The organism is Streptomyces sp. NPDC037401, from assembly GCF_055602345.1.
Genome location: NZ_JBVJWO010000037.1, coordinates 23,805 through 44,288, shown reverse-complemented (window position 1 = coordinate 44,288; position 20,484 = coordinate 23,805). Strand labels below are relative to the sequence as shown.

General features: G+C 68.8%; 17 protein-coding genes. 7 read left to right on the top strand and 10 right to left on the bottom strand.

Annotated elements, in window-relative coordinates:
- Positions 1 to 131: 131 nt before the first annotated feature.
- Genes ACZ7H1_RS30745 through ACZ7H1_RS30705 form a run of 9 tightly spaced genes read right to left on the bottom strand, consistent with a single transcriptional unit; the run spans position 132 to position 9,867 of the window.
- Positions 132 to 1,613 (bottom strand): non-reducing end alpha-L-arabinofuranosidase family hydrolase, encoded by a 1,482-nt coding sequence (locus ACZ7H1_RS30745; RefSeq protein ID WP_470791046.1) that lies wholly within the window; start codon positions 1,611 to 1,613, stop codon positions 132 to 134.
- Entirely contained in the window at positions 1,613 to 2,401 is a 789-nt protein-coding gene (locus tag ACZ7H1_RS30740; protein WP_470791045.1) for a cupin domain-containing protein, read from the bottom strand. Before ACZ7H1_RS30740 ends, ACZ7H1_RS30745 begins: the two co-directional genes overlap by 1 nt.
- The gene (locus tag ACZ7H1_RS30735) at positions 2,353 to 3,213 is read right to left on the bottom strand and encodes a DUF6807 domain-containing protein (protein ID WP_470791044.1); all 861 of its coding nucleotides are present in this window, start codon (positions 3,211 to 3,213) and stop codon (positions 2,353 to 2,355) included. The genes ACZ7H1_RS30740 and ACZ7H1_RS30735 overlap by 49 nt, the downstream gene beginning before the upstream one ends.
- Positions 3,210 to 4,256 carry a Gfo/Idh/MocA family protein gene (locus ACZ7H1_RS30730; RefSeq protein WP_470791043.1) on the bottom strand — a complete coding sequence of 349 codons (1,047 nt, stop codon included), beginning with the start codon at positions 4,254 to 4,256 and terminating at the stop codon, positions 3,210 to 3,212. The genes ACZ7H1_RS30735 and ACZ7H1_RS30730 overlap by 4 nt, the downstream gene beginning before the upstream one ends.
- Positions 4,253 to 5,320, bottom strand: coding sequence for an endo-1,4-beta-xylanase (locus ACZ7H1_RS30725; protein ID WP_470791042.1), 1,068 nt, complete (start codon positions 5,318 to 5,320; stop codon positions 4,253 to 4,255). The genes ACZ7H1_RS30730 and ACZ7H1_RS30725 overlap by 4 nt, the downstream gene beginning before the upstream one ends.
- A gap of 29 nt (positions 5,321 to 5,349) precedes the next feature.
- Positions 5,350 to 6,723: a glycoside hydrolase family 30 protein gene (locus tag ACZ7H1_RS30720; RefSeq protein ID WP_470791041.1), complete on the bottom strand. Its 1,374-nt coding sequence runs from the start codon at positions 6,721 to 6,723 to the stop codon at positions 5,350 to 5,352.
- Positions 6,724 to 6,759: 36 nt separating this feature from the next.
- Positions 6,760 to 7,590: a carbohydrate ABC transporter permease gene (locus ACZ7H1_RS30715; protein WP_362238604.1), complete on the bottom strand. Its 831-nt coding sequence runs from the start codon at positions 7,588 to 7,590 to the stop codon at positions 6,760 to 6,762.
- Positions 7,587 to 8,561 carry a carbohydrate ABC transporter permease gene (locus ACZ7H1_RS30710; RefSeq protein WP_470791065.1) on the bottom strand — a complete coding sequence of 325 codons (975 nt, stop codon included), beginning with the start codon at positions 8,559 to 8,561 and terminating at the stop codon, positions 7,587 to 7,589. Before ACZ7H1_RS30710 ends, ACZ7H1_RS30715 begins: the two co-directional genes overlap by 4 nt.
- Before the next feature lie 13 nt (positions 8,562 to 8,574).
- Complete coding sequence (locus tag ACZ7H1_RS30705; protein WP_470791040.1) at positions 8,575 to 9,867, bottom strand: extracellular solute-binding protein; 1,293 nt, start codon at positions 9,865 to 9,867, stop codon at positions 8,575 to 8,577.
- Between the two features lie 230 nt (positions 9,868 to 10,097).
- Here ACZ7H1_RS30705 and ACZ7H1_RS30700 point away from each other — a divergent pair, with 230 nt between their 5' ends.
- The 6 genes from ACZ7H1_RS30700 (at position 10,098) to ACZ7H1_RS30675 (ending at position 17,524) form a co-directional block, all read left to right on the top strand.
- Positions 10,098 to 11,111, top strand: coding sequence for a LacI family DNA-binding transcriptional regulator (locus tag ACZ7H1_RS30700; RefSeq protein ID WP_470791039.1), 1,014 nt, complete (start codon positions 10,098 to 10,100; stop codon positions 11,109 to 11,111).
- A gap of 9 nt (positions 11,112 to 11,120) precedes the next feature.
- Complete coding sequence (locus ACZ7H1_RS30695; protein WP_470791038.1) at positions 11,121 to 13,340, top strand: glycoside hydrolase family 3 N-terminal domain-containing protein; 2,220 nt, start codon at positions 11,121 to 11,123, stop codon at positions 13,338 to 13,340.
- The gene (locus tag ACZ7H1_RS30690) at positions 13,337 to 14,779 is read left to right on the top strand and encodes a glycoside hydrolase family 43 protein (RefSeq protein WP_470791037.1); all 1,443 of its coding nucleotides are present in this window, start codon (positions 13,337 to 13,339) and stop codon (positions 14,777 to 14,779) included. Before ACZ7H1_RS30695 ends, ACZ7H1_RS30690 begins: the two co-directional genes overlap by 4 nt.
- A 266-nt stretch (positions 14,780 to 15,045) precedes the next feature.
- A complete protein-coding gene (locus ACZ7H1_RS30685; RefSeq protein WP_470791036.1) occupies positions 15,046 to 15,222 on the top strand; it encodes a hypothetical protein in 177 nt (58 codons plus the stop codon).
- A 534-nt stretch (positions 15,223 to 15,756) separates the two neighbouring features.
- Entirely contained in the window at positions 15,757 to 17,193 is a 1,437-nt protein-coding gene (locus tag ACZ7H1_RS30680; protein WP_470791035.1) for an endo-1,4-beta-xylanase, read from the top strand.
- A 97-nt stretch (positions 17,194 to 17,290) separates the two neighbouring features.
- Positions 17,291 to 17,524 (top strand): RICIN domain-containing protein, encoded by a 234-nt coding sequence (locus tag ACZ7H1_RS30675; RefSeq protein ID WP_470791034.1) that lies wholly within the window; start codon positions 17,291 to 17,293, stop codon positions 17,522 to 17,524.
- Between the two features lie 671 nt (positions 17,525 to 18,195).
- On the opposite strand, the gene araD is transcribed toward ACZ7H1_RS30675, so the two are convergent.
- The gene (gene araD, locus ACZ7H1_RS30670) at positions 18,196 to 18,933 is read right to left on the bottom strand and encodes an L-ribulose-5-phosphate 4-epimerase AraD (RefSeq protein ID WP_470791033.1); all 738 of its coding nucleotides are present in this window, start codon (positions 18,931 to 18,933) and stop codon (positions 18,196 to 18,198) included.
- 327 nt (positions 18,934 to 19,260) lie between these two features.
- Between araD and ACZ7H1_RS30665 the strand changes: the two genes are divergently transcribed.
- Entirely contained in the window at positions 19,261 to 20,337 is a 1,077-nt protein-coding gene (locus ACZ7H1_RS30665) for a LacI family DNA-binding transcriptional regulator (protein ID WP_470791032.1), read from the top strand.
- Positions 20,338 to 20,484: the final 147 nt, after the last annotated feature.

Sequence of the window (20,484 nt, the reverse complement as noted above, 5' to 3'; positions counted from 1 at the left end):
ACCCCCCCCCCCCCCCCCCCCCCCCCCCCCCCCCCCCCCCCCCCCCCCCCCCCCCCCCCCCCCCCCCCCCCCCCCCCCCCCCCCCCCCCCCCACGCCGGCTCCACTCCGGAGCCGGACCCGTGTCACGTCGTTAGCGCTGCAGTGTCAGCAGACCTGGCCGGTAGGGCCATTGGCCGTAGTCGCCGCCGGAGTTGGGGTCGCGTCCCTGGTAGAGGAACTGAAGGTTGCAGGGATCGACGGTAAAGGTCTGATCGGCGCTGGTGCGGATCAGTTCGCCATGGCTGATGTCGTTGGTCCAAGTGGCGCCACTGTTGGCCTTGCCGGCGAAGGGGTTGCTCTCGGTCGCGGCCTGGGGTGTCCATGAGCCGTCCAGACTGGTGGCCGTGAACGAGCGGAAGTAGCGGCCCTGCGAACCGATCGCCTCGACGATCATGAGGTAGCGGTCCTGGCCCTGGAGCTTATAGACCTGCGGGGCTTCGAACAGGTTGTTGGTCGTATCGCTCATGACCGTTGTGTACGCCGAGCCGAAACTGCCCGGGAAGTTCCCGATCGGCATGCTGGCCCGGTAGATCTTGCCGTTGTCACCGGCGAAGAACAGGTACATGTTCGTGCCGTCACCGATGAGCGTCTGGTCGATGGGTCCTGTTCCGGAGCCGGTGATGCTTCCGGAGAAGAGCACCTGCTGTGACGACCAGCCGTTGGGGTTGGCGGGGTCGCTCGACGTCCGGTAGGAGAAGGCGCTCCCACCTCCCCACTGGTAGGCGAGTACCCAGATGTTCTTCGGCGCGAAGTAGAAGAGCGTGGGCGCGACAACGGAGTTCGTCATCGTGTTCTGGCTGGCCGAGGCCATCTCCGGCCAGTTGGTGAACAGGCCGAAGTTCATCGAACCCCAGCCCGTTCCCGGTCCCGCGCCATGCGTCGTCGCATAGACGAGCTGCTTGCCGTTGTACGGGGCGACGGTGAAGTCCTTGAGCGAGGCCCACCCAGCCTTGGGCTGCGCCAGCGCGCCCGTCGAGGTCCAGCGGTATGTCGACGGAAGACCGCACGGGCCGGGGTTGGCGCCGCCGAGCTTGACAAGCTGCCACTGCTGGTTGTTGCCGCCCCAGTCGTCGTACTGGACGATGTTCGCGTTGTCGGCGGTGGAGCCGCCTTGTACTTCGAGGGCCTTGTTGCTGTGGCGCGCGATGAACCTCACGTAGCCGTCCGAGCTGTCGGCCAGACGCCACTGCTGGTTGGTGCCGTTCAGGTCGGCCCACTGGACGATCGAGCCGCCGTTGGCGGTGGACCGGTTGGAGACGTCCAGCACCTTGCCGGAGTGGCGGGACTTGATGCGGTAGTAGCCGCCGCCGGAGTCGACGAACTGCCACTGCTGCTGGTTCTGATCGTTCCTGGTCCACTGGGTGATGCGGGCGCCGTCGTTGGTCGCCAGGTTGTAGACGTCCAGGGCCTTGCCGCTGGTGCGGTTGACCAGCACGTACGAGGCGTTGGTGTCGATGATCGGCGCCGCGCCGGCGGGCTGGACACCAAGGAATGCGGCCAGGAGCAGCACGGGCGCGAGGACGGCGAGCAGGCGTCGTCTCAGGTGGACCGGGGATGGTTGGCGAAGCCACATCAGAAGAGCTCCTTTGGGGGGTGGGGGTGAGGTGACCCCGACGAACCGCAGGGCGGTCGCGTTGGGGGGTCGGGGACGGGATAGGTGTGAAGGCGTCCGCACATGCCGAAGAGTTGGTGCTCCGGGCGCTCCAGCCGGAGCACTTCGCCGTGGCCGAGGTGAGAGAGGTCGCCGGCCTTCAGCCGTTCCAGCTGACGGCCGGTCGTGACGGCTGCGGCCAGGGGGCCGTCACGCCAGCGGATCCACCAGGCGTCCAGGAGCTCACTCTTCAGGCGGTGGGCTGCGGTGTGGAACTCCTGTAGCCCGCCGTTGCGCAAGGCCAGGAAACCCTCGAGTGCCAGGTCGCGGCGGCGGCGTGCTGCCGCGGCCTGGTCGCCGGTCAGGGCGGCCGCCGCCTGGTAGGCGTCGGTATCGGCCAGCACAGGGGCAGGGAAGGTGAAGACGGCGTCGCCTGCCTCGGGGAGTCCGCCGTTCTGCATGAGCACCACGAGGCGCAACCCGCCGTCGTTGACGAGGCGGTGGATAGTGCCGGGGGTGAACCAGACGACGTCGCCGGGGTGCAGTGGGGTGGCGGCGAAGCCGGAGGTGGTGAGCGTCTGGACGCTGCCCGCGCCGCCGATGACGACGTAGGCTTCGGAGCAGACGAGGTGCATGTGGGGTGTGCCGCCGCACAGCCCGTCGGCGGCCTCCCAGTCGTACACGGTCAGCCCGGAGATCCCCACGCCGCCGGGGAGCGGGGTTACCACGGGTGTTCCGCGATATGGCGGGACAGTCGCCCGGGGGTCCATGCGCCGTCGGCCACGACGATTCGGTAGCGGCGCGACAGGGTGTCTCCCGGGGCCAGGGGCAGCTCCTTGTCGAATGCCAGAGAGGGGTTGACGGCGGGGATGGGCTCACTGCGGACGAACCAGTGGCAAGGGGCGTCGGGATCATCCAGGAACAGGAGTGTGGAGGAGCGGTCGACCTCGTCGTGCGTGCCGACGAAGGCCAGCCAGTCGCCCTGCTCGCCCATCGCGGGGCCGATCACGTCGCCGCCGGTGAAGTCGCGCGGGCCGCGCCAGAACAGACCGGAGTATCCGGCGAGCTTTCTGCCCTGTGTGCCGGGGCTGCCGAACATCAGCTCGGTGTCGAGGACGTTGGTCAGTGCGGTGGTGACGTCCAGGGTCCAGGAGTCGGCCTCGACGCCGTGTGCGGTCAGCGTGCGGCGCTCGTCGATCCAGTGCTCCCCCGCCATCGTGTGCCAGGCCAGGTCCTCGGTGATCACGGCGCGGCCGTGGCCCGTCGCAGCGGACAGGGTGAGGCTGCGCATCGTGCCGAGGTTCGGCAGGTCCACGTAGCCCTGGCCGCGCAGGTAGGTGCCGCCGCCCCAGAAGTTCTGCCCCGACACCCACGACGCCGTGATCTGGACGCCCTTGTGCCAGCGGTGGTCGTGCGGCCGGTACCCGGTGACCACGTCGCCGGCGAACGTGCGCACCGGATGCAGGTAGGGCTTCGGTGCCTCGAAAGGGTCCATGACCGGCCGGTGCACGTACCGGAAGAGGTCGACGTCGCGAGCTCGGACGATCAGCGAGTCCTCGTTCTCAAGGAGTTCGAACGTCATCGGAATACCTCCGGGCGCCCTCCGTCGAGTGAGCCGTAGAACGGGTCGGCTGCGTCGATCTCTCCGCGCCGGACCGGCAGGCCGGTGATCGCGGCCTTGTACAAGGCGGTGACCAGTTCCATGGTGGATCCGCCGAGGTCGGGCCTGATCCCCGCCTCGTAGCCGTCCAGGAAGGCCGCGAGCTGGGCGGTGTGCGAGCTGGGCAGGTCGTCCGGCGGCTCCCACTTCACGCGGGACGACCTGGCCGTGAACGTCCAGTCCGCGTTGGAGTAGCCGTACAGATGCCGCAGCTCGACCGTGGCGTCGGTGAGATCGAACCGCAGGTAGCTCTCCTCGCGTGGGGAGAGGACGCTGTTGACGACCGTCGCGATGGCTCCGTTGTCGAACCGGACCAGGGCCGCGGACACGTCCTCGGTCTGGACATCGCGCTCGAGGCGGCCGGCCATCGCGCGTACCTCGGCCCATTCGCCGAGTACTGCGAGCATCAGGTCCATCTGGTGGATGCCGTGGCCCAGCGTCGGGCCACCGCCCTCGCCCTCCCATGTGCCGCGCCAGGGCACCTCGTAGTAGGCGTCGTCGCGGTACCACGCCGTGACGCACTGCGCGACCAGCGGACGGCCCAGAGTCCCGGCCGCGATCCGGTCGCGCAGGTACCGGGCCCCCGAGCCGTACCGGTGCTGGAACACCGCGCCCGCGACGGCGGGCCCCTCGGCGGTACGGATCCGGTCGAGCTCGGCCAGCGACAGCGCCACCGGTTTCTCACACCACACCCACGCCTGCGACTCCAGGCAGGCCACGGACTGGTCGGCGTGCAGGAACGGAGGCGTGCACAGGTGCACGAGGTCCGGCCTCTGCTCCTCGAGCATCGTGTGCAGGTCGGTGTAGACCGCGGGAATGCCGTGTGCGGCCGCGAACGCCTCGGCGCGCGCGGCGTCCACGTCGACGGCTGCCACGATCACGGCCCGGTGCGCCTGCGCCCGGAGGGCGGGGACGTGGCAGATGCCCGCGATCCCGCCCGTTCCGACGATCGCCGTTCTGATCATCCGCCCAGCACCTTCCTGATCGAGTGATAGGCGGGCTTGGGCAGCAGGTTCTCGTCGTAGGGCAGGGCCGCGCCCTCGCCGGGGAAGACGGAGGGGATCCACGAGTACTTGTCCGTGTAGTCCCAGATGGTGATGCCGACGCATTTCTTGACCGCCAGGCAGGCCTTGACGTAGTCGGCGTACCAGGTGGCCTGGGTGGCGAGCTTCTCCGGCGTCGCGGGGAGGGCCATCCGGATGTCGAGCTCGGTGATAGCCACCTCGACCCCGAGGTCGGCGAAGCGCTGCATGTTCTGCTGGACGTCGGCGGGGAAGCCGTACTGGAGCGCCAGATGGCCCTGGATGCCGAAGCCCTCCACCGGGACGCCATCGGCCTTCAACTGCTTGATCAGGGTGTGATAGGCGTCGCTCTTGGGGCCGATCCCGTCGACGTTGTAGTCGTTGAGGTACAGCTTGGCGTGCCGGTCGGCCTCGTGGGCCCAGCGCAGGGCGTCGGCGATGTAGCCGGGGCCGAGCGTCTTGTAGAAGAGCGTGTCGCGGTAGGTGCCGTCTTCGTTGAAGGCCTCGTTGACGACGTCCCAGTGGATCACCTGGCCCTTGAAGTGCCGGACCACCGTCTGTATGTGGTTCTTGAGGATGGCGCGCAGCTCGTCGGCGGTCCAGGTGCCCTCGGTGAGCCAAGCGGGGAGCTGGTTGTGCCAGATGAGGGTGTGGCCGCGGACCTTCTGGTGGTGGGCCTTGGCGAACGCGACGACCTCGTCGGCGGCAGTGAAGTCGAAGACGCCGCGCTCGGGCTCGGTGGCGTACCACTTCATGGCGTTGCCGGGGGTGGTCTGCCCGAATTCGCTGCCGAGGAGCTTCAGATAGGCGGCGTCGGTGAACTCGGGGTTGTCGGTGGCGGAGCCGAAGTACTTGTGGTGCTTCCTGGCCAGTTCGCCGAGCGTCCTGGGGCGGGGCTCGGCGGCTGCGGGCGCGGCGGCTGCGGGCGCGGCGGCGAGACCGGCCGCCAGGCAGACGGCGGCGGACAGAGCGGTGAGAATCCGGGACGTGGACCTGGGAATGGGCATGACGGACTACTCCTCCAGTGATGGTCGCTTCAGTCGAGGACGATCGTGGTCAGCGCGCGTGGGGCGAGCGTCGCCTTGAGGGTCGTGCCGTGCGTGGAGACGATGTCGGCCGGGGTGATCGAGCGGGTCTCGTCGGTGACGTAGCCGTCGGGGCGGCGGTCGTGCCCGCCGCGGAGAGAGAACTCGGCGGAGCTTTCGGTGGTCGCGGTGTTGAGGATCTCGATCACGCGGCTGCCGTCGGTGTTGCGGAAGGCCGTGATCTGCAGTGCCGGGTCGGCGTTCGTGACCGGCACGCGGACGGCGCCGGGGCGGATGAACCGGCTGAAGGCGGCCAGCGCCCAGTACCGCTTGGACACCCGGTAGTCGTCACCGGGGTTGGCTAGCTGGATGAGCCCTCGGGTCGCGCCGAGGGACGCGCCGGTCCAGTAGACGTAGGCATTGGCGTTGCCGACGGTCAGGGTGTTCTGGATGTCGGCCGCGACGGTGAGACCGTCGTAGCCGCTGCCGTCGTCCCAGTTCTCGTTCCAGGTGGCACCGTCCGGCGACCATTCCGACATCCACACGCGCTTGTCGGTCGGCTGCGCCACCTCGGTCGGACCGCTGTAGCGGTGGCCGGTGATGGTCCGCACGGCCTTGCCGGCCGCGGGGTCCGCCTCGATGGCCTCGGTGTAGGCGACCTGCCGGTCCCAGCCCGCGGCGTCGCAGCAGACCACCCCGGTCTTCAATCCGGACGCGCGGACGGTCGGCCCGAGCACCTTGAGGAAGTCGACGGCCTGCTGCGGGGTGAACCGCATCGAGGCGTAGGTCGCCGTCCAGTCGGGTTCGTTGGTGAACCCCAAGTCGGTGATCCCGATGCCTTCCTGCCGGTAGAATTTCGCGTACTGGACGAGGTAGTTCGCGTAGGCCTGACGCCATTCGGGCCGCAGCTCGCCGCCGTCGTTCTCGCTGCCGTTGGTCTTCATGAAGGCCGGGGCACTCCAGGCGTCGGCGAAGAACCGTTTGACGCCGTAGTCCTTGGCCTCCTTGGCGAGCCAGGCCTGGCCGCCGTCCCAGCCGTCCCAGACGTACTTCGGAGTGGCCTCCGGCCCGCCGGGATCGGCCGGCAGGATCGTGGGCATGTGGTCGTAGACCCTGTCGGTCGACGACCCGATGCCCAGGCGCAGGATCGAAAGGCCCGCGCCCTTGTCCTTACTGAGCAGCAGGTCGAGCACATCGCGCTGCTTGGCCGGGCTGAGGCCGCGTGCGCCGTGCAGCAGGTCGGCCCGCTGGAAGGCCATCGAAAAGCCGAATCCGTCTATGGGCTGGAGCTCGGCGCGGAAGTCGATGCCGGGTCGCGCGGGGGCAGCTACGGCCTGCGTTGTTAGCGCTAACAATATTGCTGTCAGTGCGGTCAGGCGTTTCACGACGTCTCCTCGGGGGTGGAGGTCACGCGGGACGGGTCAGCCCTTGGTGGCGCCCGCGGTGAGTCCGCCGATCAGCTGCCGCTCGGCGACGGCGTAGAAGGCGAGGGCGGGGACCATCGCGAGCACGATGTAGGCGAGGACGAGCGCGTAGTCGGTCGAGTACTGGCCCTGGAACTGCTGGACGCCGACCGGGATCGTCTGCCATTTGGGGTCGTTGAACACCAGCAGTGGCAGGAAGAAGTTGTTCCAGCTCGCGACGATCGCGAGCACCGAGACCGTGCCGAGCGCCGGACGCGCCATCGGCAGCAGGATCTTCCAGAAGAAGCGGAACTTGCCGCAGCCGTCCATGATGGCCGCCTCCTCGACCTCTGCCGGGATGGTCCGGAAGAACCCGCGCAGAATGATGATCGTCATGGGGAGCCCGAAGGCCGCCTGCGGGAGGATCACTCCGAGCGGGTTGTCGAGCAGGTCGAAGTTGCGCAGCAGCAGGAACAGCGGCAGGACGGCCACCGCGAACGGGAACATCAGCCCGATCGTGAACAGCGTGTAGAACAGCTCCCTGCCCCGGAAGGCGTAGCGGGCCAGTACGAACGCCGCCATCGCGGATGCCGCCACCGTGCAGCATGTGGTGCCGATCGCGATGCCCGCGCTGTTGGCGATCTGCCGCCAGAACATTCCGTCGCCGAGAATTCCGGTGTAGTTGCCGGCCTTCCAGTGCTCCGGCAGCCCGAACGGGTTGGTCGTCAGCTCGCCGGTGCTCTTGAACCCGGAGATCACCGCGTAGATCAGCGGCACGACGACGAACGCGCCGATCAGCCAGACCACCGCGTGCAGCGACAGGCCGCGTGCCGTTCTGCGGGCGTTCATCGGCCACCTCCCGAGGTGACGGCCCCGCTCAGGTCACGGCGCAGTACGTAACGCTGGTAGAAGAGGGAGAAGACCAGACTGATCATGAACAGCACCACGCTGATCGCACTGGCGTAGCCGACCTGGTAGCGCTTGAACCCGAACTGGAACATCGAGATCGCCATCGTCTCGGAGGAGTGGTTGGGCCCGCCCGCGGTCATGACCCAGACGAGGTCGAAGAGCTGGATGGCACCGATGACCGAAAGGAAGACGCTGATCCGGATCGTCGGGCCGAGCAACGGCAGCGTCACGTGCCGGAAGCGCTGCCAGGCGCCGGCGCCGTCGATGGTGGCGGCCTCGAGGATCTCGCCCGGGATGCTTTGCAGCCCGGCGAGGAAGAGCATCATGTGGAACCCGAAGTACTTCCAGGTCATGACTGCGAACAGGGTCGGCATGACCGTCGAGGGATCGGCGAGCCACTTGCCCTGCAGCCCCTCCAAGCCGAGGGCGCCCGCGAGATGGTCGGCCATGCCGCCATCGGGAAGGAAGATCATCGTGAAGAGGACCGCCGTGACCACTTCGGACAGGATGTACGGCGCGAAGAACAGCATCCGGTAGACGGCCCGGCCGCGCAGCCTCTGGTTGAGCAGGACAGCGGTGAACAGCGCGAACGGCAACTGCACCGTGATCGACAGTGTGATCAGGTACAGCCCGCGCCCCAGATCGCCGAGGAAGACCTGATCGTCGAACAGCTTGGCGTAGTTGTCGAAGCCGACGAACTCGTCCAGGGGGCCGACCCCGCCCCACTTGAAGAAGCCGGTGTAGACGGCGACCGCGATGGGGGCGAGGACGAAGACGAGGAAGAGGACCAGAGCCGGGACGAGGAACCAGGCGACCGACGCCCAGCTTCCCAAACCGCGCAGGAGCGACCGTGCCGGGGCAGGCGGGCGCACCTGCCCGGCGCCGGCGTCCTGCGTCCGCTCCTTGGTCAGGGTGGACACGGAGCTAGGCACCCTTCGCAGCCTCGGTTATCGACTTGGTGACCTGCTCGGGCGTCTTCTTGCCCGCGATGAGGTCGGCGACGCTGTCGTTGACCTCCTGGCCGACCGCCGGCGGGTAGGCCTGGTCGAGGAAGAGCTGGAAGCCCGTCGCCTTGACCAGGCTGTCGGCCACCACCTTCCTGTTGGGGTCTGCGAGCTGGCTCTCCGCACCCTTGACCACCGGCAGGTAGCCGTTGGAGGCCAGCAGCTTGGCCTCGTTCTCCAGAACGAAGAACTTCAGGAAGTCCAGCGCCTCCTTCGGGGCGCCCTTGCGCAGCGCGAAGCCGCCGCCACCGCCGAACACCTCGGTGACCTGGCCGACACCGCCGTCGACCGTCGGGAAGGGGAAGAAGCCCAGGTCCGCTCCGAGGTCGGCGCCCGCGTCCTTCTGCACCGACGGTCCCCACTGCCCCATCAGCTCCATGGCGGCCTTGCCGTTGCCCATGGTCGCGGCCTGGCCGCCGGGGGTGGCGTAGCCGGCGCCGAGGAAGGCCGTCTGGAACGGCTGGAGGTCGACCAGCTCCTTGAGGTGGGTGCCCGCCTGGACGAAGCCCGCGCCGGTGAAGTCCTTGGTGGCCGCGGCCTGCTGCAGCGCGGGGAGACCCGCGACGCGCATCGCGAGGTAGGCCCAGTAGTAGTGGCCGGGCCATTTCTCCTTGCCCGCGAGGGCGATCGGAGTGACACCCGCCGCCTTGAGCTTCTTGACGTCTTCCAGGAACTCGGCCCAGGTGGCCGGCGGAGCGGTGATCCCGGCCTTGGCGAAGAGCTTCTTGTTGTACCAGAAGCCGACCATGCCGACGTCGTAGGGCACTCCGTAGGTCCGGCCCTCGAACTGATAGGCCTGCAGCGAGACCGGGGTGAGCTCGGACGACCAGCCGAACGCGTCGGTGAGGTCCTCGACCAGCCCCGCGTCGACCTGCTGCTGCAGCACGCCGCCGCCCCAGGTCTGGAAGACGTCGGGGAGCTTGCCCGAAGAGGTGGTGGCGGTCAGCTTGGACTTGAACGCCTCGTTCTCCAACGAGGTCGTCTTGATCGTGATGTTCGGGTGGGCGGCCGTGAACGTCGAGGAGATCTGCGGGAACAGGGACTTGCCCGGTTCCGTCGTGGCGATGTTCCACCACGCGAGGGTCACCTTGCCGCCGGCCGCCGGCCTCGAGCCGGAGTCCCCGCCGCCACAGGCCGCGGTCAGCGAGACGGACAGAGCGGTCAGGCCCGAGAGCGCCAGGAAGCTTCGTCGGCTCGGGGGTGTGCTGGCCATGGGACCTCCGGGGTGGGGAATGCGGTTCGATTTCGAAACTATTTCGCAACATCCTCGATTCGGTGCTGCCACAAACTAGGAACGCGCGGCCCCCCGGTCAAGCCTTCTTACGGATTTCCCTTCGACAGCAGGGCACTTGGAGCTTGACAACCTGGTCACGCCGACCGGAAACTCTTCGAAAGTTTGCGATACCTATCGTCAACCCAAGACGTCCGCGCAGAGGAGAGAAGTTGAGCGAGCAGCGTCCGACCCTGGCCGTCATCGCCGCGGAGGCAGGGGTCTCCCAGGCCACCGTGTCGAAAGTGGTCAACGGCCGCTCCGATGTCGCACCCTCGACACGCGAACGGATCGAGGGCCTGCTGCGCTCCCACAACTACCTCCACCCCGGTGGGCAGGCCAGGGCCCGCAGGTCAGGCCTGGTCGACCTGATCATCGGCGGTCTGGACAGCGCGTGGGCGGTGGAGATATTGCGCGGCGTCGAGGCCGAGTGCGCCCAGCGGAGCGTCGGCACCGTCGTGTCGCTCGTCCCGCCGGGCGAGGCCACGCCGTCGAGCTGGGCCGCACTGCCGGTCCTGCACCACAGCGACGGCGTCATTCTCGTCACCGCCTCGGTCACCCAGGCCCAGCGCGCCCAGGTCGAACAGGCCGGGGTGGCCCTGGTCGTCATCGACCCGATCGACCTGCCGGGCAACGGTGTGCCGAGCATCGGCGCGACCAACTGGGCGGGCGGCCTCGCCGCGACTGAGCACCTGCTGCAGCTGGGGCACCGCCGGATCGCCACGATCGGCGGCCGCAAGGAGATGCTCTGCAGCCAGGCCCGCATCGACGGGTACCGGGCAGCGCTGGAGCGGGCCGGGATCGAGGTCGACCGCGACTTGATCCGGTTCGGCGACTTCCAGCACGAGGGCGGGTTCCAGCGCGCCCAGGAACTGCTCGCCCTCCCCGAGCCGCCGACCGCCATCTTCGCCGGGAGCGACCAGCAGGCGATGGGCGTCTATGAAGCCGCCCGGCAGCGCGGGCTGAGCATCCCTCAGGACCTCAGCGTGGTCGGTTTCGACGATCTGCCGATGTGCGAATGGCTGTCACCACCGCTGACGACGGTGCGCCAGCCGCTGGAGGAGATGGGCTGGCTCGCCGCCCGCACCCTTTTCCAGCTCCTGGACGGCCAGCCCCTGGTCAGCCCCCGGATGGAGCTCTCCACCGAGCTCAAGGTCCGGCTCTCCACCGCCCTGCCCCGTCTCTAGGAGAACTCCTTGACCGAGCCCTGGCGTGACCCCCTGCTGCCCGTATCCGTGCGAGTTGCCGATCTGTTGAAACGGATGACGCTGGGGGAGAAGGCGGGTCAGCTCACCGGCTTCTGGGCGCTGCCTTCGGATCCGGGAACACCGGTCGCGCCGATGGAGGACGATTCCGGCGAGTCCGCGCCCTGCCTCGACGACATCGTCGCCCACGGGCTCGGCCAGCTCACCCGGGTGTACGGCACCGCGCCGATCACCGCAGAAGCCGGCATGGCGCGGCTCGCCTCGCTCCAGCAGCAGGTGACCGGATCCGGCCGGTTCGGGATACCGGCGGTCGCTCACGAGGAGTGCCTGACCGGGTTCATGACCTTGGGGGCGACGGTCTTCCCCGCACCGCTGGCCTGGGGCGCATCCTTCGACCCCGGGCTCGTGCGCCAGATGGCCGCCGCCATCGGCGCGGGGATGCGGCAGGTCGGCGTCCACCAAGGGCTGGCTCCGGTACTCGACGTGGTCCGCGACTACCGGTGGGGCAGGACCGAGGAGTGCATCGGCGAGGATCCCTATCTCGTCGGAGCGATCGGCACCGCCTATGTGCAGGGCTTGGAAGGCGCAGGGATCGTGGCGACGCTCAAGCACTTCGCCGGGTACTCGGCCTCGCGCGGCGGCCGGAACATGGCCCCCGTCGCCTCGGGGCCGCGCGAGTTCGCAGACGTGCTGGTCGAGCCTTTCGTACGGGCACTGCGCGAGGGAGGCGCCCGGTCGGTGATGAACAGTTACACCGACGTGGACGGCGTCCCGGTGGCCGCCGACGAACGGCTGCTGACCGAGCTGCTCAGGGATGAGCTCGGTTTCAGCGGCGTGGTCGTCGCCGACTACTACGCCGTCTCTTTCCTGGAGACCCGGCACGGCGTCACCGGATCGCGCGGCGCGGCCGGCGCGCTGGCACTGACCGCCGGAATCGACGTCGAGCTGCCCACGGCCCGCTGCTACGGCGAGCCGCTGACCGAACTCGTGCGGTCGGGAAGCGTACCCGAGGAGCTCATCGACCGGGCCGCGGAACGGGTCCTGGTGCAGAAGGCCGAGCTCGGCCTGCTCGACCCCGACTGGGAACCCGTCAAGCCCGAGCCGGTCGACCTCGACCCGCCGGAAAACCGGGCACTGGCCAGGCTCCTGGCCGAACGGTCCACCGTGCTGCTCGCCAACGACGGCATCCTGCCGCTGCAACCGTGCCGGGTCGCGATCAGCGGGCCGTACGCCGACGACCCTCGATCCTTCCTCGGCTGCTATTCCTTCCCCAACCACGTCGCGCTGCCCGGCGACCTCGGGCTGGAGATCCCGACGCTCGGCGAGGCGCTCACCGCTGCCGGGTTCACGGTCACCGTGGACGATCCGGACGTGAACGTGCTGGTGCTCGGGGACCGGGCGGGCATGCTCGGCCGGGGCACCTCCGGAGAGGGCTGCGACGCCGACACCCTCGACCTGCCCGGCGACCAGGCCGCACTCGCCTCCGCCGTTCTGGACTCCGAGGTGCCGACCGTCCTGGTCCTCGTCTCCGGACGGCCTTACGCGCTCGGCACGCTGGCCGAGCGCGCATCGGCCGTGGTGCAGGTCTTCTTCCCCGGCGAGGAGGGCGGGACGGCGCTTGCCCGGATCATCAGCGGGGCCGCGGAACCGTCCGGGCGGCTGCCCGTCTCCATCCCCCGCCGGATCGGCGGCCAGCCCGGCACCTACCTGCACGCCAGGCTCGGCGGGCACACCGACTGGAGCTCGGTGGACCCGACCCCGCTGTTCCCCTTCGGACATGGGCTGAGCTGGACCAGCTTCACCTGCTCGGAGCTCTCGGTGGATCCCGTCACCGCGACGGACGGGGCCGTCGCCGTTTCGGTCACCGCACGCAACGTCGGCGAGGTTGCCGGGACCGAGGTGGTCCAGCTGTACCTCTCGGACCCCGTGGCGTCCGTCGTCCGGCCGCAGCGGTGGCTCGCCGGATTCGCCAGGGTCGAGCTGCAGCCGGGCGCGGCCGCCCGGATCACCTTCTCCGTCCATGCCGACCGGACCTCTTTCACCGGGCTCGACCTGCGCAGAAGAGTGGAGCCCGGGGAGATCGGCGTGGCTGTCGGACGGTCCAGCGGCGATCTTCCGCTCCAGGGATCGTTCGCTTTGGAGGGCCCCGTACGCCACCCGGCGGCCGACCGGGTGCTGTCCGTGCCGGTCGAGATCGTCCCGGTTCCATGACCAGGTTCTTCGGTGATCCCGTGCTGCCCGGGTTCCGGCCCGACCCGTCCGTCTGCCGAGTGGGAGCGGACTACTACCTGGTGACGTCCAGCTTCGAATGGTTCCCAGGCCTTCCCGTGTTCCACAGCCGCGACCTCATGAACTGGCGGCGCCTCGGCTCCGCGCTCGACCGGCCGTCTCAGCTCGACCTCGACGGATGCGAGCCCTCACGCGGCCTGTTCGCACCGACGATCCGGCACCATGACGGGGTCTTCCATCTCGTCTGCACGCTGATGGACGGCCCCGGCCACTTCGTCGTCACGGCGACCGACCCGGCGGGGCCGTGGTCGGAGCCGCACTGGCTGGACGGCGAGGGCTTCGACCCGTCCCTGTTCTTCGACGACGACGGCCGGGCCTGGTTCACCGCCGCACGAGTCGTGGACGAAGCCGCGGGCCGCACCGAGATCTGGATGCGCGAATACCTTCCCCGAGAACAGCGGCTGACAGGACCCGAGCACGTCCTGTGGTCGGGCAGCCAACCGGGCGCCCGATGGTCGGAGGCCCCGCACCTCTACAAGATCGACGGAACCTATCTCCTGCTCACCGCCGAGGGCGGCACCGATGTGGACCACAGCGTGGTCGCCGCCCGCGCCGACCACGTGACCGGCCCCTACAAGGGCCCCGAGAACCCGGTGCTACCGCCGTCCAAAGGCCCGGTCATCTGCACCGGCCACGCCGACCTCGTCCAAACCCCGTACGGCGACTGGCGAGCCGTCCTCCTGGGCGTCCGCCCGGGCTCCGCTCTCGGCCGCGAGACCTTCCTCACCCGGATCACCTGGGACGCCGGCTGGCCGATCTTCTCCCCCGTCACCCACACCGACCTCCGCCGCCCCCTCCACGACGACTTCACCACCCTTTCCCCCGACTGGAGCGCCCTGCGCACCCCACGTGCGAAGTTCTGGATCACGGGCGCCGGTCTTCACCTCAGCCTCCGCCCAGAACGCCTGGGCGAGCGCACCGCCCCGTCCCTCCTGGCCCGCCCGCAACTGCACCCCGACTGCGACGTCTCCACCGAACTGCACTTCACCCCCGCTACACCGGACGAACAGGCAGGCCTCGCCGTAGTCCTCGACGACGACGCCCACCTCCTCCTCCTCCGCACCACCGAAGGACTCAGCCTCCTCCACGGCCCCGAGGTCCTAGCCGGCGTTCCCGTCCCCCCAGGCCCCATTCGCCTGGGGGTCCGCATCCGCGGCTTCAGCCACACCTTCGCCCACGCGGCACCCGACGGCGCCTGGCAGGACCTGACCACCGTCGAAGCCACCTTCCTGACCCCGCTGTTCACCAGCATCCAGCTCGGCCTCTACGCCACCTCCAACGGCCGCCCCTCCACCACCCAAGCCCACTTCACGCGGTTCGACATCACGTACCCAAGCCGGCAGGAACCGCCTGGACACTAGCCCGAGCCCGAGCCCGAGCCCGCGCCCTCCGTCTCATCGCAGCGTGGTTGCATTCCGGTCGAGGCAGCACCTGCGGCCCCGCCGACGACCTCGCCCTTGACCTGGCGGTCCGGCGCGAATCAAGGCGTGCACAGGCTCCATCGCTGGTTGGGCCGGCCCTTGCAGTCATCGCGTCGGCGATGGCCTCCATCCCGCCGTGCCACTGATTCGCATCGACGGTGATGCAGCCCGCAGCGTCGCGCGCACCCTTCCACCAGCCTTCGTCGATGTTGATGTATTCGCATCCCGCGGACCTGACGACCTGCGTGTCGCCGAACCCGTTGGGGAAGTTCACCAGCGTGGTCGGCGCCCGCAAGGCCGCCCTGCTGGCTGCGGCCCGAGCCGGACAAGACCGCGTCGTCCGCCGCCAGATCGACGATCCGGCGGCCCTTTTGCGTGGTTGAACACCGCGAAGCGGTAGCCCCCGAAGAACTGCAAGGCATTGCCCGTCGTGCGACCGCCGGAGATGGCCGCGCTCACGGCCTCGGTGCCGGTGCCGGTGCCGGTGCCGGTGGTGTTCCACTTGCCGTCCATGCACAGCCGCATGAGCGAGCGTGGAGAGGCCCGCGACCGCTCCGGAGCGACGAATATCGGCGTCCCCGAGATGCGAACCAAATGTGTGAGCTTGCTTTCAATGGCAGCCCAGCTCGGGCAATCCCCATCGAAATTCTTTCGATGCTCTTTGTGCAACCAAAAAGCCGCTACTGGGATACCTGGAGGGGAAAGGATTCTCGAAACTTTTTCGAAACTCTTGACATGTTTCGGCGGGGTTTCCACACTGAGTCCCCAGGCGGTGTCGCCCGGGTCCCGGGGTGCCGGCCATGGATCGTTACGCCCTGGCGGTGAGCGTCCTTTGTCAATGGACGCGGGCGTCGCTCACGCGGATTCATTCTGCCGCGCTTCAGTCCTTCCGTGATTTCTCTCCTGGAGGCTCAATCATGGGCTCAAACGCCATTCCCCCACCCACCGTCCGCCGGAAGATCGGCGGTCTGTGTATGGCGCTGGTCGTCGGCGTCCTCGGTTCGGCCGCCGCGCTGGTCGCGCCGCTGACCTCACACGCCGCCGAGGGCACACTCGGCGCAGCTGCGGCGCAGAGCGGCCGCTACTTCGGCACCGCCATCGCCTCAGGCAGGCTCAACGACTCGGCGTACACCGCGATCGCGGGCCGCGAGTTCAACTCGGTGACGGCCGAGAACGAGATGAAGATCGACGCCACCGAACCCCAGCGGGGCCAGTTCAACTTCACCGCCGGTGACCGCGTCTACAACTGGGCGGTGCAGAACGGCAAGCAGGTGCGCGGCCACACCCTGGCCTGGCACTCCCAGCAGCCCGGCTGGATGCAGAGCCTCAGCGGCAGCACGCTGCGCCAGGCAATGACCAACCACATCAACGGCGTGATGGCCCACTACAAGGGCAAGGTCGTCCAGTGGGACGTCGTGAACGAGGCCTTCGCCGACGGCAGCTCGGGAGCCCGGCGCGACTCCAACCTGCAGCGCACCGGGAACGACTGGATCGAGGTCGCCTTCCGCACCGCGCGCGCCGCCGACCCGGCCGCCAAGCTCTGCTACAACGACTACAACGTCGAGAACTGGACCTGGGCCAAAACCCAGGCCGTGTACGCCATGGTCCGAGACTTCAAGCAACGCGGCGTGCCGATCGACTGCGTCGGCTTCCAGTCGCACTTCAACAGCGACAGCCCCTACAACAGCAACTTCCGCACCACCCTGCAGAGCTTCGCCGCCCTCGGCGTCGATGTGGCCATCACCGAACTCGACATCCAGGGCGCCTCGGGCACGACCTATGCCAACGTGACCAACGACTGCCTTGCCGTCCCGCGCTGCCTCGGCATCACCGTCTGGGGTGTGCGCGACACCGACTCCTGGCGACCGGAGCACTCGCCGCTGTTGTTCGACGGCAACGGCAGCAAAAAGCCCGCCTACACCTCCGTCCTCAACGCACTCAACGCCGCCTCCCCTACACCCACTCCGACCCCCGGTTCTGGACAGATCAAGGGCGTCGGTTCAGGCCGCTGCCTGGACGTGCCCGGCGCCAGCACCACCGACGGCACCCAGCTCAACCTGTGGGACTGCAACAACCGCACCAACCAGCAGTGGACCTACACCGCCGGAGGCGAACTCAGGGTCTACGGCAACAAGTGCCTGGACGCCGCCGGCACCGGCAACGGCGCCAAGGTCCAGATCTACAGCTGCTGGGGTGGCGACAATCAGAAATGGCGCCTCAACTCCGACGGATCCATCGTCGGCGTCCAGTCCGGCCTCTGCCTTGACGCCACCGCCAACGGCACCGCCAACGGCACTCTGATCCAGCTCTACTCCTGCGCGAACGGCAGCAACCAACGCTGGACCCGCACCTGACCTGCCGCAGCGAAGGGGAGAGTCGATGAAGGCCTACGGTGCGGCTTCCCCCGCCCCTCCACCAAGACATCGCTGGTGGTCCCGGTTAGCCGCCGTGGTGGCGGCGACCCTCGCGATCGGCATGCTCGTCGCGGTGAATCCGGCGCCCGCCGAGGCGGCGACGGCGGACACCAATGCCTGGTACGTCCTGGTCAATCGCAACAGCGGCAAGGCCGCGGAGGTGCAGGGCGCCTCCACCGCCGACGGCGGCAACCTCGTCCAGCACACCGACTGCGGTGGCGCCAATCAGCAAGGGCGGATGATCAAGCTGTCAGCTGGGGCGGCGGTATGAGCTACGCACTCGCATGCACCCGGGCGAACGTCTTCAGGGCCGTCGCGGTCATCTCCGGCGGCCAGATCAGCGGGTGCAGCGGCGGCACCCAGCCCATCGCCTACTACGCAATCCACGGCATCAGCGACTCCGCCCCTCGACATCGCGGAAGGACGGTCCCTGCGCGACAGATTCGTCAGTAACAACGGCTGCACTCGCCAGAGCCCGCGCGAGCCCGCGCCGGGCAGCCGAACGCACATCACGACCACCTACTTGGGCTGCCGTGCCGGGTGCCCGGTCCAATGGGCCGCGTTCGACGGAGGCCACATACCCGCTCCGGTCGACGGCTCCCCCAACGAGAGTGGCGTCGCCACCTGGGCCAAGGGAGAGATCTGGAGGTTCTTCGCACAGTTCCGGTGACACGCCCGCCCCATGGAGTGGAGCCAGGATGATCCTGGCTCCACTCCGCCATCGTCTATCTCAGGTTGAAGGACGGAGCCGAACGAGGGCGACGTTGGCGGCGACCTCGGCGGCCTCCTCCAGCAGACCATCGGCGGGGACCACGCGGGAGACCAGGCCGTCGGCCTGGCTCAGCGCCGAGGTTTCGGCGAGTACCTCACGGGCCTGCTCACTCCGCGCGACCGGAACAAGACGATCACCTGTCTGTGCTGCCGCCGAGGCGGTGCGCGGCCTCAGATGCCCGGGACGTGAGGGATGTTGCCGTAATAGGCGTCCGGTCCGTGCTTACGGGTGAAGTGCCGCTCCAGCAGATGCGTCGGTGGTTCGGAGTCGTCCCCGAGGCGGGACCCCAGCGCCAGCGTGTGCAGCGCCATCTCCGCCACGGCCTCGCAGACGATGGCGTTCTCCAGCGCTGCCTTCGCAGTGGTGCCCCAGGTGAAGGGGCCGTGTCGTGAGACGAGCGCTCCGGGGACCTCTTCGGCCCGACGGGGGTCGCCGTCGAGCCGGGCGATGATCACCTGTCCGGTGTTGTACTCGTAGTCCTGCGCGCACTGCTCGGCGGTGAGGTCTGCTGTCACGGGGACCGGCCCGTTGAAGGTGTCGGCGTGTGTCGTGCCGAGCACGGGGATCGGGCGTCGCGCCTGGGCGAAGGCGACGGCGTGCGTCGAGTGTGTGTGGGTGACGCCGCCGATGGAGGGGAAGGCCCGGTAGAGGCACCGATGGGTTTCGGTGTCGGTGGACGGCCTGAGGTGCCCGTCGACGACCCGCCCGTCCTCCAGTGCCACCACCACCAAGTCGTCCTCGGTGAGGTCGGCGTAGGAGACCCCGGACGGCTTGATGACGAATACGCCGGCCTCTCGGTCCACTCCGCTGACGTTTCCCCAGGTGAGGGTGGCCAGACCGGCCTCCGGGATGCGCAGGTTGGCCGCGAGGACCTCGCGACGGAGGTCCTTGAGGATGGTCTCGCTCACTACGCTCTCACCGTCTCTCCGACATGCGCGGCGGCTTCTTGGGACCGGCGTCCGGCAGGCCCCGCAGTCACGCATGAGTGCTCTGGACTGATCGGGGGCCGCCAGGCATCGCGGCTGCGCGACCCGAGCTATCCCAGCTACCCCGATCGAATTGTGAGCGCTAACAAGGAGAAACCTCAAGAGGTCACGAGAAGATTCCTGCCCACAACATGTGGCCATCGCTGCATAATGTGAACGCCAACATCAATACCCCGTCGACAATCTCCCGATCGGTCCGAGATGTGTGCGGGCCGCGGCTGGTTCGGTACCTTGAGGGAAGGCCGCTCGATGAGGAAAGGAAGAGAGTTGACCCAGCTCCCAGACGTCTCGCGAGCGCCCACGATGACGGACGTCGCGCGGGTCGCCGGCGTGTCCCATCAGACCGTTTCACGGGTGCTCAGCGACCACCCGAACGTCAGCGCCAAGACCCGGGCCGCGGTGACACAGGTCATCGAGCAGCTCGGGTACCGCCGCAACTCGGCCGCCCGGGCTCTTGCCACTCGCCGGACCCACACGCTGGGCGTCATCGCGGTGAACACCACTCTGCACGGGCCCGCCAGCACCGTGGCGGGAGTTCAAGAGGCGGCTCGGGACCGCGGCTATCTGACGTCCGCCGTCACGCTTCGGACCGCCACGCAGACAGCCCTCGCCGAAGCCATGCAGCACCTCGCCGGGTGGGGCGTGGAGGGGATCGTCGCCGTCACTCCCCAACGAGACGCGGTGAGGGCTCTGGCGGCATTGGAAGCACCGTGCCCGGTGGTCACCGTGGAAGGCGGCCACACCCTGGACCTGCCAGGAGTGTCGCTGGACCAGAACCTCGGCGCTCGCATGATCACGGAACATCTTCTCGCGTCGGGCCACGCCACCGTGTGGCATGTCGCAGGCCCTCCCGACTGGCTCGAGAGCGAGGCCCGCACGCAGGGGTGGGAGGACGCCCTACGAGAGGTCGGCGCCGAGGTGCCGCCCCTGCTGCGCGGCGACTGGAGTCCGTTGTCGGGATACCAGGCCGGCCAGCAGCTCGCGGGTCGGGTCCGGGCGTCACGAGGGCGGGGAGCGGGCCTCACCGCGGTGTTCGTCGCCAACGACCAGATGGCCCTCGGTGTGCTACGGGCCTTGCGGGAAGCGGGCCTGCGCACGCCGGAGGACGTGGCGGTCGCCGGCTTCGACGACATCCCGGAGGCGGAGTTCTTCCCACCCCCGCTGACGACGATCCGTCAGGACTTCGCCTCGATCGGCCGCGACAGCATCGGGCTGCTCCTGGACCACATCGAAGGCCGGACCGACGAGTCGACGCACCTGGTGGTGGCGCCCGAGCTCATCGTGCGCGCCAGTACGGCCCGCAGGAGCTCTCCCCCCAGGGAATGACCGCCCCCCACCGCCCGGGGATTGCCTCTCCCCGTGGGGAGCCGGGCGGCCCGGGCGGACGCGCACCGGGAATGGCGAAGCGGTCGGCGGAGGAGATCTTCGCGGCTCTGGGTGAGCAGATGACGACCGCACCGACCCGCGAAACGG